Genomic DNA, 16,044 nt, shown 5'->3' on the forward strand with positions numbered 1-16,044 from the left:
CGGCTCCGCGGGGCCCGCCGGGGCGGCGTCTCCCCGAACGGCGCAACCATCACATGATCGACTCGTTGGACCGTCCACCACCGCAGCACGCAAACCCGGGGAGGACGCGTTGGCAGGACGGACGGCCGGACCATCGCCACAGGGCGCGCCCGCGCACCCTGTGGCGCAGGCCGAGGCGGCGCTCGTGCGCCACTACCGCCGGCTGGTCCGGCTGGCGTACCTGGCCCTGCCTGCCGACCGGGACCGCCACAGCCGGGTCCTCGCCGCGCACGCGGCCGTGCAGCGTGCCCTGCCGTCGCGCTGGAGCCGCCCGGCCGGCCCGGGCGCCCCCGCCGTCCCGGACGAGGACCCGGTGTACGCCGCCCTCCGCCTGCGGGTGCTGCGGGCCGCACTGCGCCCGCGGCCCGCGCACCGGCTGCTCGCGCCCCGGGTCTGGGGGCTGCGGCTGTTCACCCCGGGCGGCGCGGAGGCGGACGCGGCGCTGGACCGGGCGCTGGCCGCCCTGGACGCACCCGCGCGGGCAGCGTTCGCCCTGCTGGCCGGGGAACGCCTCACGCCCGGGCAGGCCGAGGAGGTGCTGCGCCGGGCGGGCGCGGACGAGCCGGCCCGGGCGGTCGGCCGGGCCGGGGAGCTCCCCGTTGCCGCCGAGCCGGACCCGCCCGCCTTCGACCCCTGTGCCGTCCGCGTCCAGGCGACCGACCTGCTGCGCCGCCGCCGGGCGCTCGGCGCCTCGCTCGCGGTGGCGGCGCTGGCGCTCACCACCACGGCCGCCGTCCTGTCCGGTCCTCCGGACAGCGGCCCACACGCCACCCACCCGCTCCCCGTGCCGCCGGCCGGGGCGGCTCCCGATCCGGCCCGGCTGGTCCGGGTGGCACCGGACCAGTGGCAGCACACCGCCCGGGTCGACTTCTCCGCCTGGCCGGCCCGGGGCGACCGCCGTGACGACACCGCGCTGCTCGGCCGGGCGCTCACCGCCTGGGCACAGGCCGGCCGGCCCGGCCCGCAGACCAGGGCCGAACCGGGCACCACCACCGCCCCGCCCACCGGCACGCCGCAACTGCTGTTCGCCGGCACGGTCGACGGCACGGCCGTGGTGGTGCTGTACGACGGCGGGCGGATCGCCCGCTACACCGACGGACACGGTGGCGGGCTCGACCTCGCCCGTGCCGACGACTCCTCCGTCACCACGGCGGGCGCGGTGGTGCTGCGCCGGCAGGGCACCTCCGCGCGCTACCTGCTCGCGCCCTGGATCGAGGCGGCCGACGTCCGCCGGATCGACCAGCCGGACGCGCCCGCCAAGCCGTTGGACCGAGCGGACGGCGTGACGGCCGCGGCGCCGGCCGCGTCCGCCGCCGGCAGCCCGGCCGGGCCGCTCGCGGACTGCCGGGGCGCCGCCGTGCTCCAGGTGCGCTCCTCCCCCGTGATCGCCGAGAGGTACGCCTTCCTGCTCGCCGACCTCGGCGGGCTCGTCCCCGCCCATCTCGGCTACACCCCGCCGCCGGACCGCACCCAGCCGGCCCCGGAGCCGCGCGAGGCCGTCACCCCGGACGCCCTGCAGGCCTGGGCGCGCGGCGGCTGCGCGGTGCCGGACGGCACGCCCGGGGTCAAGCGGCTCGACCTCTGGACGTTCGCCGTGCAGCAGCTGCCGCAGAACGCGGGCACGGCGTCGTGGGTCTGCCTGCGGGCGGACCGCTGGAACGGCGAGGGCAGCGCCGCCACCGCCGTCCTGCTGCCGGGGGCCCGCGGTCCGCAACGCACCGGGGGCGGGCCGGGGCGGGCGTGCAGCCGGTTCGAGCAGGACACCGTCGGCTCGACGTGGTGGCGTTCCCCGCAGGGCACCGAGTTCCTGTTGGCGGCGGGCAGCCGCCGGGTGGCCCGGATCACCGCCAAGGGCCCGGACTGGACGGCCGACCGGCCCGTGCCGGACCACACCCTCGCGGTCGAACGGCCCGCCCGGGCCACCGTCTCGGTGGAGGCCGTGCTGGACGGCGGCACCCGGATCACGCCGATGCGGTGAGCGTCCTGGTCGCACCGCCCGGGTGGACTCCCGGCGAGCCGGTCAACGGATGGCCGTCTCCGCCTCGTAGTCGGGCAGTTCCATGGTGCTGCTGACCTTCCTGCCCAGCTCCAACATCCTGTTCATGATCCACTTCCGCCCCAGCAGCCCGTTCCGCACCCGCAGTCCGGCCGCGGTGCCCGGGGCGAGGAAGGGGCCGGTGCGGTCGCCGCCCTTCTGGCAGCCCTCGGCGTAGCCGCGGACGGCGTTCTCGTACCGGGTGAAGGCGGTGCGGTGGTCGCCGCGGGCGCGCGCGAGTTCGCCGGCCAGGACGTACGCGGCGACGACGGCGGTTCCGGTGCCCATGCCCCCGATGGTGGCGCCGCAGGCCGCGTCCCCGACGAGGGCGATCCGGCCGGTGGACCAGGCGGGTACGTCAGCCCGGCTGATCGAGTCGAAGTACAGCTCGGGGGCCTCGCGCAGGCTCTCCAGCAGCCGGGGCACCTGCCAGCCGAGGCCCGCGAAGGCGTCCCGGACCAGCGCCTTCTGCTGCCCGACGTCGTGCCGGTCGTAGGCGAGTTCGGGCGAGGCGAAGAGGAAGAAGGCGCCCGCCCTGGCCGGGTCGCGGTGGTCCGCGCCGACGGCGGCGAGCCGGCCGGGCACGTTGAGGCCGACGGAGCCGGGGGCGAGTCCCAGGTCGTTGGGCAGTTGCCAGGTCGCGGCGTAGTACCCGAGGTGGCGGACGTAGCGCCGCTCGGGGCCGAGGGCGAGCCGGCGGACGTTGGAGTGCAGCCCGTCCGCCCCGATCACCAGGTCGAACTCGCGCGGGGCGCCGTGCCGGAACCCGGCGCGGACGCCGGTGGGCGTCTCCTCCAGCGCGGTGACGGAGTCGCCGAAGACGTACTCGGTGGTGGGCAGGCTGTGCCGGTACAGCACCTGGGCCAGCTCGCCGCGCGGCACCTCGACGTCGCCGCCCGCGAAGTCGGCCGGGAGGTGGAGCAGTTGGCGGCCGCGCCGGTCGACGAAGCTCATCGGGCTGCCACCGGTGCCGATCCGGCGCAGCTCCTCCAGCAGGCCCATCCGCTCCAGCACGGTCAGATGGGTCTCGCCGCGGAAGTCGACGGCCTGGCCGCCGCCGCGCAGTGCGGCGGCCAGCTCGACGACGGTGGGCTCGAAGCCGTACCGCCCCAGCCAGTAGGCCAGCGCGGGGCCGGCGATGCTCGCACCCGAGATGAGGACCTTCGTACCCATGAACCACTCCGTCCGATGAGGGCCGACGCCGCCCGCCGAGGCCCCCGGGGCCCAGCGACGAAACTGTGTCTGGCGGACACTGATTGCCGCTGTGTACGGTAGACACAGTTGGACGGTTCGGCAAGGGGCAGGCCGGAGGCAGGACGGGAGCGGGAATTGAGCAACGGATCCGGCGGCGGGGTGGTCGACACGGCACGGCTGCTCTGGGGCCCCCACCCGAAGCCGACCCGGGGACCCAAGCCGACCCTCACCCTGGAGCGGATCGCCCGGGCGGGCATCGAGATCGCGGACGCGGAGGGGCTAGGCGCCGTCTCGATGCAGCGGGTGGCCGGGCTGCTCGACTACACGAAGATGTCGCTCTACCGCTACGTGCCGGGCAAGGCGGAGCTGGTCGCGCTGATGGTCGAGGAGGCGGTTGGCGCACCCTCCCAGACCCCCGGCGAACCCGACTGGCGTAGCCAACTGCGGGACTGGGCCTACCAGTTGACCAAGGCCTTCGGTACGCACCCGTGGCTGCTGGATGCCACGGTCGGCCCCCGGATGACGGGCCCGAGGGAACTCGCCTGGCTGGAGCGGGTGGTGGCCGCGCTGGACGGCAACGGGCTGACCGGACCGGAGCGGATGGACGCCGCCGTCCTGCTGGCCGGCCACGTCCGCGGCATCGCCGAGCAGGCCCGGGCCGCCGGCCCCGCCGGCGATCCCGAGGCGCAGCTGCTGGCCGTCCTCGGCGGACTGGTCCGGGAACACGCCGAGCGCTTCCCGGCGCTCGCGTCGGCCATGGCGGCGCCGGACGGTCGGGACCAGGCCCTGGAGTTCGGCCTGGAGCGCATCCTCGACGGCCTGGACGCGCTGATCACCCGCCGGCAGGGCCGCCGTGCAGTGGCCGACGGCTGATCCCGTGGCGGGCCGGGTGCGGTGACGCCCGTACCCGGACGGCCTCCGTCCCCACCGCCCGACGACGGGTCGAAAGCCGGTCCGGACGGTCGGTGTCGGGCCGGGACGGCCGGTCCGGACGGTCGGTGTCGGGCCGGGACGGCCGGTCCGGACGGTCGGTGTCGGGCCTGGACGGCCGGTGCCGACAGGGCGCCATCATGACGTCCCAGGCGTGGCGAGCCTGACGGAACGTCACTCCTTGGCGGTCCAGATGCTCAGGGCGCGATCGCGGACATCGGCCTGCGGATGCCGACGCAGGGCGTGCAGGGCCGCCCGCCACTGTGCCGACCACTGTTGGCCGGGGCCGTACACGGCCACCAGCCTGACCGCGAACAGCCCGGCGGCCAGGCCGCCGTCCTGCGTCAACCGGCGGACGGCCGCCGACGTGTGCTCCCCCGGCGGCGTCCGGGCGTCGTCCGGGCGCAGCTCCTCGGCCACCTTGCCGGCGAGGAGCGGGCGATCCGACAACACGGCTGCCAGCTCGCCGAGTTCCTTACCAAGGGCCGCGGAGTTCAGGTCGATGGCGTGCCACAACCGAGGGACGGCCAGCGGGACCAGGGACGGCTCGGTCATCAGCAGGGCGGCCACGGCGCGGGCCCTCGCCCGGCTTTCGGCCGTCGCTTCCGTGAGGTAGAAGTACCCGCCGCCGAACTCCGCGATCCGCTGCCGGGCCGCCTCGTCCCGGCCCTCGTCGTCCGCCGGCCCGCCGGCCCGGACGGCCTCGATCAGGCGGCTCAGGGTCTGCTCCAGCAGGCTCCCCGGGGCGACGCCGCCGAGCGGGTGCGGTGCATCGGACCAGGCGATCGCACTCAGCGCCCGCGCGGCGGGCCGCCATCGCTCCCGCTCGGCCAGGTCCGTGACCACGGGGACCATCGCGGCCACCGCCTCCGGGGCGTAGCGCCCCCACACCGCGAGCTTCCCCGCACCCATGGAGGCCAGCGGGCCGTCCTCGGCGAGGGCCAGCCGGCCGACCAGTTCCGCGTAGCGGCGGCGTTCGCTCGCCGGCAGTGCGACCGGGCGGAGCTCCCCGGCGAGCACCGTCCGCAGCTCGGAGGCGCCCTCGGCGATCTCCGTCAGCACGTCCCAGAGCGGGAGGTCGGCGGGCCGGGCCACCACCTGCTCCACCACCACCCGCCGCACGTCCTGGTGTTGTTCCGGGGCCCGGTAGGCCGCCTCCAGGAGCGCGGTCGCCTCGGGCAGTGGCAGGTGGGCGGCGGCGAGCCGGACGGCCTGCTTGCGGCTGGTCACCTTGGCGTTCGGGTCGGTCACGATCCGCGCCAGGGCCGGGCCGAGCTCGTCCGCCGGGGTGAACCGGGCGGCGCGGGCGGCCGCGTACACCGCGACCCGGGCGCGCGAGTCGCCGACGTACCCGAGCAGCACGGGCAGCGCCTCGGCGGGCCGGGCCGTCCAGGGCAGCGCGGCGAGGGCGGCCTCGGAGAGCACCACGTCGGTGGAGTCGGTGTACCGGAGCAACAGGTCCCGGCCGTGGCCGGGCAGGTGCGCGGCGGCCCGGAGGGCGGCGGTCCGCTGCTCGGGCGGCGCGGTGGTGTCGTCCACCCTCCGGGCCACCGCTTCGGCGGCCGCCCGTACCTGACGGTCCGTCCAGCGGTCGGCGGCGCTGAGGTCGAGCGGCACCGGGGCGGGTCCGCCCGGCGTACTGCTCCCGGAGGCGAGCAGCGGGCCGAGCAGATCGGTGCGCTCCCGGGTCAGCACCGCCTGCACGGCCGGGAGCGCGGCGACGGCGGGCCCGACCCCGACCAGACGGGCCACCCGTTCCCCACGGGTGGTGGCGTCGGCGAGCAGGTGGGTCACCGCCCGTCCGAACTCCCGGTCATCGGCCGCCACGCGCTCCAACAGCTCCACCAGCAGAGGGAGTCGACGTGAAGCAGGATGCAGTCCGTCGACGAACCCGAGCAGCAGCGTGGTCGACCGCTCCAGCGCCGGCCGCAGCTCGGCCGCCACCGCCGCCTGCCGCTCCCGCGGGAAGGTCGGTGCGGCCGGGGCGGTCCTTTCGATCGTGCGGACGGCCCACCCGACCAGCTCGCGGGCTGTGCCACCGGCGTTCTCGGCCAGCACGGAGCAGGCCAGCAGGGCCAGTTGGGTCCGGGTGTACGGCGAGCAGTCGCGCGCGGTCAGCGCGTCCTCGGTGAGGCGCGCCAGGAGTCCGGCCGCGTCGTCCTCGAAGAGCTTCGACGGTACGGCGGCGACCTCCGCCAGGGCCTCGGCCCGTACCGGGTCCTGTTCGTTCCGCAGGCGCTGGAGCAGGACCAGGGCTTCCCGGACCGCGCTCGACGTGCCGGACTGTGCGGCCTGCACCACCACTTCGCCCCAGGCGTAGCCCCGCTCCCAGGACTCCGCCGTCCTGGTCTCCGCCAGCAGCCGGGGCAGCGCCTCGGCCGCAGGGAGGTGGACGAGCAGGTCCAGCGCCTCGGGGTCCTCGGCCAGCCGGGCCCGCGCCCGGGCGATCCGTTCCGGCGCGGGGAGGGTGGCCATCACCTCGCCGGAGTACCCGCGGGGGTAGGTCTTCGACACGGCCACCACCGCATCGTGCAGCGCGAGCCGGGCGGCCGGCGGCAGTTGGCGCGACAGCGCCGCGTGGTCGGCGGGGCTGCGGTGGGCCAGTTCGGTGAGGAGCGGCAGCGGAGCCGCCGCCAGCCGACGGGCGAGTGCGGGCCGCAGCACCGAGTCATGCCGACCCCACCCGGCGGCCACCAGCACCCGGGCGGTCCGCTCCGGGTCGACGGCGGCCAAGGCCGCGAACCTGTCGCGCAACGGCGCGGGGAAGGTCGGCCGGTACTGCGTGGCGGGGTGACGCTCCAGCAGATCCAATGCCCTCCCGGGCAGCCGGCCGGCGGCGGCGCCCAGCCCGACGGCGTTCTGCCGCCAGAATCCCGCCCGCTCCGCGCGGGGCAGTTCGGCGAGCCGGCGCTCCGCCTCGTCCAGCACCGCCGCCGGGTGACGCTCCCCGAGCGACCGGGTGAAGGTGACGGCATGGGCCAGGCCGGGCAGTTCGCGCGCCACGAACGCGGGTGAGCAGACCGGCAGCAGCCGCCCCGCCTCGGCGGATCCCCACCGCTCCCGGGCGACGGGCACCAGCCGCTCGGCCACCGTCGTCCGGCCGGCCTTCAGGACGGCGCGGATCAGCTCGTCCCGGACCGCGGTCGGGGCGCTGCGGACGGCCTCCTCCACCACCGCGTCCGGCAGGGGGAGTTCACGCACGGCCCGGTGGGCGTAGCGGCGCACCACCGAATCGGGGTCGGTCAACCGGTTAGACAGGTAAGGGAGTTGTCTTCCGGCCAGGGCAGCGAGCGCGGCGATCCGCTGCTCGTACGGGCCACGGGTGGCCAACTCGTCCAGGAGGGGAGCAAGTTGGTTCTGCTCCGCGAGACGGTGGGCGGCGCGGGCGACCTCGCGCAGGCGCAGGGCATGGGGCAAGGACTCGACATCGGCCAGCAGCCGATCGGCGGTGAGCTGAAGCATCGCCGACGATTCTGCCGCCCCGGCACCGGCTCCGCACCCGATTATCCCCGGGCCTTCCCCGCAACCGACCGGACCCTCAGCCGTTGCGGCGGGCTGGTCGGCCCGGCCGGGGCGGGCAGCACCCGGGTCACCCGCGGCGTGGATCGCTTCCCGGCTCTGGAATGATCGCTTCCCGCACTCAGGGAGGCACCGTGGACAGTCAGGCGGAACCGGCCGGGGCCGACACTCGCGGTGCCGATGCCGGAGGTGTTCGGTACCGGCCGGGTGACGTGTTGAGGATGGAATGCCCGTTCACCGAGGCCACGGTCTCCGGCGTCTCCCGGTTCCACGTCTCCTTGCGATGGCCGTGGTGGGAGATCGACACTGCGGCCGACGGGATCGAGTGGAACGGCGACGTGGCTCTTCCGACGTCTGCGGACCACGACCGGGAGAGCGAGTACTTCCGGACGAAGCCGGCGGAGGACACGCTGAAGGCCGGCGACCGGTGCCTGGTGGGGATCCCGGCAACCGTGGTGCACGTCCTGGCGGTCCACCACTTCGATCCGCCCCTGGAGACCGGCTGGCTGCCACGACCTGCGACCCACCTCGACGTCCTACGGCAGGGCGAGTCCTATGACGCCGGGCTCGACGAGCAGGGCTACGAGATCGACCCGGTCGGCGGTGTGCCGTTCCGGCTCGAACTGCTCTTCCGCCCATTCGCGTTCCTGGAAACCGGCGATGAGGTCGTCGACCGCGACGGGCGGGCGTGGAGGTTCGACGCTCCCTGGTGCTGGAGCCCGTTCGACGGCGGGCAGCCGAGCATTCCGGCCTGGCCGCTTGCCCTGCTCTTCCGCGGCGGCGAGCCGTCGCCCGAGGCCGTCGCGGCCGTCGCGGCGGCGACAGCCGAGGCCAGCCACGCCGACGAGCTGACCCGGTGGGTGGAACTCACCCGTGCGGAGCCGATCACACCCGTCTGACCTGCCTCGGGTGCCGTCGCCGTGTGTCATCGCGGGCATGAGTGACGACCGTGCGGTGCGGGAGGGCGAGCGGCCGGCGGACCACGCGGCAGCGGGCGAGCTCTTCAGCAGACTCCACGACGAGTACGAGTACCTCGAGTACGTCGACACCGACATCGGACACCCGCCGCCGGCGGTCGGCCGCCTCGGCCGCTGCCGCTGACGCTTCCTCCGGCTCAGGCCCGGCCGGACGCGCCCGGGGTCACGGCTCGCGCGAGTGCCGCAGCTCCTCCAGCTCGCCGGTGATCCGGCCGAGGAAGCGGGCCACCGCGGCCAGCTCCGCCGCCGTGAACTCGCCGCGTACCGTCTCCGTCCGCCGTGCCACCGGCGCGAACCAGTCCGCGGCCATCCGCCCGGCGCCCGGCAGGTACTGCACCAGCACCTGCCGGCGGTCGGCGGCGTCCCGGGTGCGCCGGATGTGCCCGGCCCGCTCCAGCCGGTCCAGGACCGCGGTGACCGCGCCCGAGGTGAGGGCCAGCTCCTCGCGCAGCCGGCCGGGGGTGACCCCGCCGGGGCCGCCGTCCTTCCCGGGAGCCGCCCGCATCACGGCCAGCAGCGCCTGGACGTCGGTGGCGTGCAGGCCGCTGGCGGCGGCGAAGCCGTGGCCGAGCAGGTGCAGCTCGGAGGCGAGGTCCTGGAGGAGCCGCCCGAACGCCGGCGTGTCGGCCGCCGTCGGAATGGTCGGGGTCGTACTCGGCTCCTGCTCCGGCAAGGTCATCTGCTCCGGCTCGTCCACGGCGTGCTGACCCGTTCAGCCTAACCGGCGGCGCTCGCCGACGGCGCGCGCACGGGGCAACGCGCCCCGGCGCACCCACTGATGGCGCACCCACCGATGGCGCACCCACCGGCGGGACACCCACCAGCGGGGCACCCAGCCAGGGCGCACCCACCGACGGCGTGCCCCGCCGCCCCGGTTACGCCGTGCCCCCGCCGGTGTCCGGCGCCGTCAGACCCGCTCGCCGACCTGCTCCGGCAGCGCCGGACGCTCCGTCAGCCGGGCCGGGCGGGCGGGCCACCAGACCCGGTCCCCGAGGTCGCGGACCAGCGCGGGCACCAGCAGCGACCGCACCAGCAGGGTGTCCAGCAGCACGCCGAAGGCGACGATGAAGGCGATCTGGGCGAGGAACGCCAGCGGGATCACGCCGAGCGCGGCGAAGGTCGCGGCCAGCACCACCCCGGCCGAGGTGATCACCCCGCCGGTCGCGGTCAGCCCGCGCAGCACCCCCTCCCGGGTGCCGACCCGCTGCGCCTCCTCGCGGACCCGGGTCATCAGGAAGATGTTGTAGTCCACTCCCAGGGCGACCAGGAACACGAACCCGTACAACGGCACCGAGGGGTCGGTGGCGGTGAAGCCGAACACGTGCGGGAAGACCACCGCGCTCACGCCGAGCGTGGCCAGGTAGGAGAGCGCGACGGTGGCGACGAGCAGCACGGGCGCCAGCAGCGAGCGCAGCAGCAGGACGAGCACCGCGAGGATGCAGAGCAGCACCACCGGCATGATCAGCGACCGGTCGCGCTCCGCGGTGACCCGGGTGTCGTACTGCTGCGCGGTGTACCCGCCGACCAGCGCGTCCCCGCCGGACACGGCGTGCACGGCCTGGCGCAGGCGCTGCACGGTGGCGATGGCCTCGTCGCTGTCGGCCGGGTCGGCGAGCGTCACGTCCAGCCGGACCCGCCCGTCCACCACCTCGGGCACGCCGCCCGCCGCACCGCCCGCCGCACCCCCGGTCTGGGCGCCCTGCCCACTACCCGCCGCACCGCCCGCCTGGGCGCCCTGCGGAGCGCCGGTGTACGGCCGGACGCCGGCCGTCCCGGGGACGGCCGCCGCGACCGCCACCGCCTCGGCCTGCCCGGCCGCGGCGAGCACGACGGCCGGATTGCCGGAGCCGCCCGCGAAGTGCGCGGAGAGCAGCCGCTGCCCGGCCGCCGAGGGCTGCTCCTTAATGAACAGCTCGCTCTGCGGCACACCGCCGGAGTCCAGGGTCGGCGCGAAGGCGGCCAGCGCCGCGAGCACCGCCAGGCTCGCCGCCCAGGTGGCGCGCGGCCGGCGTCCCACCAGCGAGGCCACCCGCTGCCAGACCGCGTGCACCGGGGCGCGCCCGTCGGCGGCGGGCCGGGCCGGCCAGTAGGCGGCGCGGCCGAGCAGGGCGAGCACGGCCGGCAGGAAGGTGAGCGCGGAGAGCACCGCGCAGCCGATCCCGATCGCGCCGACCGGCCCGAGCGCCCGGTTGTTGGTGAGGTCGGAGAGCAGCAGGACGAGCAGGCCGAGGGCGACGGTCGCCCCGGAGGCGGCGATCGGTTCGACGGACTGCCGCCACGCGGTGCGCATCGCGGCGAACCGGTCACCGTGCAGGTGCAGTTCCTCGCGGAAGCGGGCGGAGAGCAGCAGCCCGTAGTCGGTGGCCGCGCCGATCACCAGGATCGACAGCAGGCCCTGCACCTGACCGTCCACCCGTACCAGGCCGTGGTCGGCGAGCAGGTAGACCAGGGCGCAGGCGATTCCGAGGGCGAGGACCGCGCCGATGATCACCAGCAGCGGCAGCAGCACCGCGCGGTAGACGACGAGCAGGATCAGCAGCACCACGCCGAGGGCGACGCCGACCAGCAGTCCGTCGATCCCGGCGAAGGCGCTGCCGAGGTCGGCCGCGATCGCCGCCGGACCGGCCAGGCCGACGGTGGCGTCCGGCACCCGGTCGGCGAGCGCGCGCACGGCGCGGACGGTGTCGCCGGTCTGCCGCCCGAGGTCGGCCCGGAGCTGGACGACGCCCTGGAGGGCGCGGCCGTCCTCGGCCGGCACGGCGGGCGACACCCGCCCGGTGGCGCCGGGGACCGTCGCCGCCTCGCGCAGCGCCTGCGCGGCCGCGGCGCGCTGCGCATCGTCGAGGGCCCCGGTGCGGCTCTCCCAGACCACGATCACCGGCAGCGTGGCCGCCGTCTGGAACTCCTGGCCGAGCCGTGCCACCTCGGTGGACTCCGCACTGCGCGGCAGGAAGGCGGCCCGGTCGTTGGTCGCGACCTCGGTGAGCTTCCCCGCGTACGAGCCGAAGGCCCCGCCGAGGCCGAGCCAGACGAGCAGCAGGGCGAGCGGGACCAGCAGGCGGGCCCGGCGCCGGGCGGTGGGGCTGCCGGTGGGACTCCCGGTGAGCATGGTGGTGCGCCCTTCGTGGCGGGGCCGGTCACGGTCGGTCGCATCATATATCTCAATGATTGAGAGAATTGCGAGATCGGGCGGGCCACCGGTCGGTGGGGCGCAAAACGCCGCCGCATCCCCGACCGGGGTCGGGGATGCGGCGGCGGCTGTCCGGAAGGGGCCGGCAGGTCAGGAGACGCGCTTCAGCTGCCAGGAGTTGTTGTTGAAGCTGGGCACGGCCGAGTAGTTGCAGCCGGAGCTGTAGAAGGAGCTGACGATCGTCCAGCCCGCCGGCGGCCAGGTGGAGGCGCAGGCGTTGACCACGGTGCCGACCGGGAGGCCGGTGAGCTGCTTGACCTGCTTGGAGTTGGGGTTGAAGCCGGAGCCGCAGGCCGCGCTGTTCCACCACTGCACGTCGACGAAGCCGCTCGGGGTGAGCGTGGACCCGCACATGTTCGTGGTGTCCCCGGGCGCGGCGTGCGCGGTGGTCATCGTCATGGTCAGCGCGGCGGCGGTACAGCCCAGGGTCAGGGCGACGGCCCGGAGGCGGCTCATGGGATGCGGCTCCTCTCATTGACGCAGCGTGTCCGCGTCGATGAGTCATCCTGGCGTGACGGAGCGTCCACGCACAGCGGCTTTCCAGCCCGATCCGACGATCATGCGGCGCAAATCCGCTCCCCCGCGCTCCGGCCCGCACGCCCAGGGCCGCGCACTCCGGTACGCGCCCCCCGATCGGCGGCAATGCGCCCCCCGACCAGCGGGGGAACACCCCCCGATCGGCGGGGTGCGCAGGCCGATCGGGTGCGCGGGCCGATCGGGGGGCGCGGGCCGATCGGGGGGCGCGGGCCGATCGGGGGCGCGGGCCGGAGACTCCCCGGAGGGTGTCACGCGGTGATCGGCCGGGTGCCGAGGCGGACGTGGTCCACGGCCCAGAACCAGTTGTTGCCGGCGTCGTACATGCGGAACTTCAGGGTCACCGTGCGGGCGCCGGCCGGAACGGCGAACTGCCTGGTGACCAAGGTGTTCTGGACGTCCTTGCCGGCGTTGTCGTTGCCGGCGGCGTCGCTGCTGTAGAAGACCAGCCGGCTCTCCGTCCCGTCGTCGAAGACGGCGGTGACGGCCGCCTTCTGCGGGGCCTCCTGGCGGTAGTGGGAGTCGAAGGCGAGGTGGAGGGTGCCGGTGCCGCCCGGGATCGGGACGGCGGGCGAGACGAGGGTGGAGTCGAAGACGCCCTTGCGGGACGGCGAGCCGGTGTCGTCCCAGTCGTCCGGGTCGGCGACGGCGAGGATGCCGAGGCCGCGGGTGAAGTTGCCGCGGTCCTGGCCGGCCGGGGTGGACCAGGCGCGCTTGGTGTGGAAGGTCCAGCCCTGGAGGCGGGTGGTGCCCTGCGGCATGGCCGGCGCGTTGACCACCGACCAGCCCTGCGGCGCCTGCGGCGTCCAGCCGAGTACGCCGTCGAGCGGCCGGAGCGCGCCGGCCAGCGACTCGAAGTCCTCGCCGAGCAGGTGGCCGGCCATCACGGGGGCGGTACGGGCGGCGATTTCGCCGTCGGCGAGGGCGAAGCGGTCGCCGGCCAGGGCGCGGGCGGTGACCAGGACGCGGTGGGTGGCCCCCTCGGGCAGTTGGGCGGGCGGGGTGACGTCCCATTCGGCGGTGGCGGTCGCGCCGGCGGCGAGCGAGGCGGGCGGGGCGGTGACGGCGGCGACCGTCCAGCCGGGCGGGACGACCGGCTGCGCCTCGACCGCGGTGAGCGCGGCGGTGGCGGTGAACCGGGCGGAGACCCGGGCCGGACGGCCGGGCAGCAGGATCGCCTCGTCGATGGTGGCGGAGGCCGCCCTGAGGGTGACGTCGAGGGCGAGCGGGTCGGCCAGGCCCATCGCCGGGTCGGTCCGCAGGCGCTCGCCGTCCCAGGGGAAGCGCCCGGCGATCCGGCGGCGGAAGCCGAGGTCACCGCGGACGCCGACCACGACGTCGTACCAGCCCTCGGGGCCGACCTTGACGTTGACGGTCCTGTCGTCGCCGGCCGCGACCCGGACCTCGCGCAGCCCGTCGCCGTAGGCGAGGTCGCCGACCAGGAACGTCTGGGCGGTGCGCGAGCGGTTGATCACGTCCACCTCCAGCACCCTGCCGTTCTGCTCCTCGGAGAGCGAGACCTCGTAGGCGGAGGCGGCGTCCCCGCGCAGGTGCCAGAGCGCGCCGTTCGGGCCGTGCACGCGGAGGTCGTACCCCTCCGGGCCGACCTTCCAGACGTCAAAGAGGCGGGACCTGGCGCCCACGGTGTAGTGCCGCGGGGCGGTGCCGGGGGCCGGGTACACGGCGAGGACGGCGCCCTGGCGGCCCTGGTTGATGAGGTCCAGGGTCAGCTCGTCGCCCTTCAGCCTCGGCTTGACCAGCAGGTCGTACGGCAGCGGACGGGCGGTGCGGGTGCCGCGCTGCTGCTGCGGGAAGACCTGCGGGCCGGGCACGGTCGGGGCGGGCAGCTTTCCGGTGTCGACCACCTTCTGCCGGTTGCCGCTGGTGTCCGGCAGCTGCGGCCACACCGGGTTCTCGCCGGAGAAGTCGAAGACGTTGGTGAGGTCGCCGCAGACGGCGCGCCGCCAGGGGCTGATGTTGGGCTCCTCGACGCCGAAGCGCTTCTCCAGGAAGCGCAGCACCGAGGTGTGGTCGTAGACGGTGGAGTCGACCGCGCCACCGCGGGTCCACGGCGAGACGACGGTCATCGGCACCCGGACGCCGAGGCCCATCGGGTACGGGCCGGAGACGAGGGTCTCCCCGGCGGGCAGGGTGTCGGACCAGCCGAGCGAGCCGTCGGCCGCCTTCACGCGGTACTTGCCGTCCTGGCTCACCACCCGGTGGTACGTCGAGCCGCCCTTGCCCACCCGGACCACCACCTCGCCGTCCACGGGGACGGTGGACTTGCCGCGCCCGGTGGCCAGTGGCGGGACGGGCGGCAGCTGGTGGTCGAAGAAGCCGCCGTGCTCGTCGTAGTTGAGGATGAAGACGGTCTTCTCCCAGACCTCCGGCTTGGCGGCCAGCGCGGCGAGCAGCCGGGCCGTCAGGTGCTCGCCGTTCGGCGGCGCGTGGTCGGCGTGCTCGGAGAGCGCGGCGGGCGCGACCAGCCAGGAGACCTGGGGCAGCCGGTCGGCCCGGACGTCGGCGGCGAAGGCCTCGACGAGCGCGTCGCCCATCGCGAAGGGGTCGTTCTTCTTCGCCGGGTCGCCGACGGCCCGCATGCCGCGTTCGTGGAGCGGCTCACCCGGCTTGGCCCTGACGAAGGGGGCGAACCAGGCGAGCGCGTTGTCGTCGAAGTTGTCCAGCGCCTGGTAGGTCTTCCAGCTGACGCCGGCCCGCTCCAGCCGCTCGGCGTAGGTGGTCCACTCGTACCCGCCGGGGATCTCGGTGTTGTCCGTGACCGGGATGTCCCGCACGGTGCCGCCGCTGGTGCCGGTCATCAGGTGGTCGCGGTTGGTGTTGGTGTTGCACTGCACCGACGCGTAGTAGGCGTCACAGGTGGTGAACACGGAGGCGAGCGCGTTGTAGAACGGCATGTCGGCGGGCTCGTAGTAGCCCTGGCCGAGCCAGCCCCCGGAGCGGCGGGTGACCGAGCCGTCGGCGAGGCCGTCGTTCCAGGCCTTCATCGAGTCGACGAAGCCGAACGCGGGGGCGCCCTGCTGGTAGGCGTTGGTGTGCGCGGCGTTCATCGGGAACGGCAGCAGGTGGCCCTCCTTGCGGCCCGGGTCGGGCTGGTGGAACACCGAGCGCCCGTTGACCCCGCGCACCGCCGTCCGGTCGCCGAAGCCGCGCACGCCGGGCAGCGTGCCGAAGTAGTGGTCGAACGCGCGGTTCTCCTGCATGAACACCACGACGTGCTGGATGTCCGCCAGCTTGCCGGGCCGGGCGGGCGCGGCCAGCGCCTCGCGCACGCTGAGCGGGAGGGCGGACAGCGCGGCGGCCGCCGCCGCGCCGCCGAGCAGGGTGCGGCGCGACAGTTCGGGCATCGGACTCATCGGGGGGGTGGCTCCTCGGTCACGGACGCTGGGCGGGGGCTGTGTTCGGCCCAGACCCGTTATGTGTACGTGGCCGAGGTGGACGGCACCGGCGTGTTGGATGGCGGGTCGGTGACGGCCCGTCGACCCCAAGCTGTCCAGACAACTTGACGGTCCGGCGGGTACGGAACGCCCCTCGGCCCGGCCGCTGCCGCGAGCCGCACGACCCGGGCCCGGGCCCGGGCGGTCGGCCCGGGCCTCCCCGCAGGTCGG

At 75.5% G+C, this 16,044-nt stretch carries 10 protein-coding genes; 4 read left to right on the forward strand and 6 right to left on the reverse strand.

The features are described from left to right. Positions 1–184: 184 nt before the first annotated feature. On the forward strand, positions 185–2,017 hold the full coding sequence (locus J5Y04_RS06955) for a hypothetical protein (RefSeq protein WP_307852974.1): 1,833 nt from the start codon (positions 185–187) through the stop codon (positions 2,015–2,017). Positions 2,018–2,059: 42 nt separating this feature from the next. On the opposite strand, the gene J5Y04_RS06960 is transcribed toward J5Y04_RS06955, so the two are convergent. Further along, a complete protein-coding gene (locus J5Y04_RS06960; RefSeq protein WP_209410937.1) occupies positions 2,060–3,247 on the reverse strand; it encodes an FAD-dependent monooxygenase in 1,188 nt (395 codons plus the stop codon). A 156-nt stretch (positions 3,248–3,403) separates the two neighbouring features. Between J5Y04_RS06960 and J5Y04_RS06965 the strand changes: the two genes are divergently transcribed. Next, positions 3,404–4,141 (forward strand): TetR/AcrR family transcriptional regulator C-terminal domain-containing protein, encoded by a 738-nt coding sequence (locus tag J5Y04_RS06965; RefSeq protein ID WP_245204380.1) that lies wholly within the window; start codon positions 3,404–3,406, stop codon positions 4,139–4,141. Between the two features lie 231 nt (positions 4,142–4,372). On the opposite strand, the gene J5Y04_RS06970 is transcribed toward J5Y04_RS06965, so the two are convergent. After that, positions 4,373–7,660 (reverse strand): hypothetical protein, encoded by a 3,288-nt coding sequence (locus J5Y04_RS06970; RefSeq protein ID WP_209410938.1) that lies wholly within the window; start codon positions 7,658–7,660, stop codon positions 4,373–4,375. Positions 7,661–7,938: 278 nt separating this feature from the next. On the opposite strand from J5Y04_RS06970, the gene J5Y04_RS06975 reads away from it, so the two are divergent. Beyond that, a complete protein-coding gene (locus J5Y04_RS06975) occupies positions 7,939–8,616 on the forward strand; it encodes a hypothetical protein (protein WP_209410939.1) in 678 nt (225 codons plus the stop codon). A gap of 37 nt (positions 8,617–8,653) precedes the next feature. Beyond that, positions 8,654–8,818, forward strand: a complete 165-nt coding sequence (locus J5Y04_RS06980; RefSeq protein ID WP_209410940.1) for a hypothetical protein — start codon at positions 8,654–8,656, stop codon at positions 8,816–8,818. Positions 8,819–8,857: 39 nt separating this feature from the next. Here J5Y04_RS06980 and J5Y04_RS06985 read toward each other — a convergent pair whose 3' ends face one another. The 4 genes from J5Y04_RS06985 to J5Y04_RS07000 form a co-directional block, all read right to left on the reverse strand. Beyond that, on the reverse strand, positions 8,858–9,373 hold the full coding sequence (locus J5Y04_RS06985; protein ID WP_209410941.1) for a MarR family winged helix-turn-helix transcriptional regulator: 516 nt from the start codon (positions 9,371–9,373) through the stop codon (positions 8,858–8,860). A 228-nt stretch (positions 9,374–9,601) separates the two neighbouring features. Further along, positions 9,602–11,803 carry an MMPL family transporter gene (locus tag J5Y04_RS06990; RefSeq protein ID WP_209410942.1) on the reverse strand — a complete coding sequence of 734 codons (2,202 nt, stop codon included), beginning with the start codon at positions 11,801–11,803 and terminating at the stop codon, positions 9,602–9,604. Between the two features lie 171 nt (positions 11,804–11,974). Beyond that, positions 11,975–12,340 carry a hypothetical protein gene (locus J5Y04_RS06995; protein ID WP_209410943.1) on the reverse strand — a complete coding sequence of 122 codons (366 nt, stop codon included), beginning with the start codon at positions 12,338–12,340 and terminating at the stop codon, positions 11,975–11,977. Between the two features lie 329 nt (positions 12,341–12,669). Then, the gene (locus J5Y04_RS07000) at positions 12,670–15,792 is read right to left on the reverse strand and encodes a phosphocholine-specific phospholipase C (RefSeq protein ID WP_209410944.1); all 3,123 of its coding nucleotides are present in this window, start codon (positions 15,790–15,792) and stop codon (positions 12,670–12,672) included. Positions 15,793–16,044 lie beyond the last annotated feature (252 nt).

It is taken from the genome of Kitasatospora sp. RG8 (genome assembly GCF_017813315.1).
Taxonomy (GTDB): domain Bacteria; phylum Actinomycetota; class Actinomycetes; order Streptomycetales; family Streptomycetaceae; genus Kitasatospora.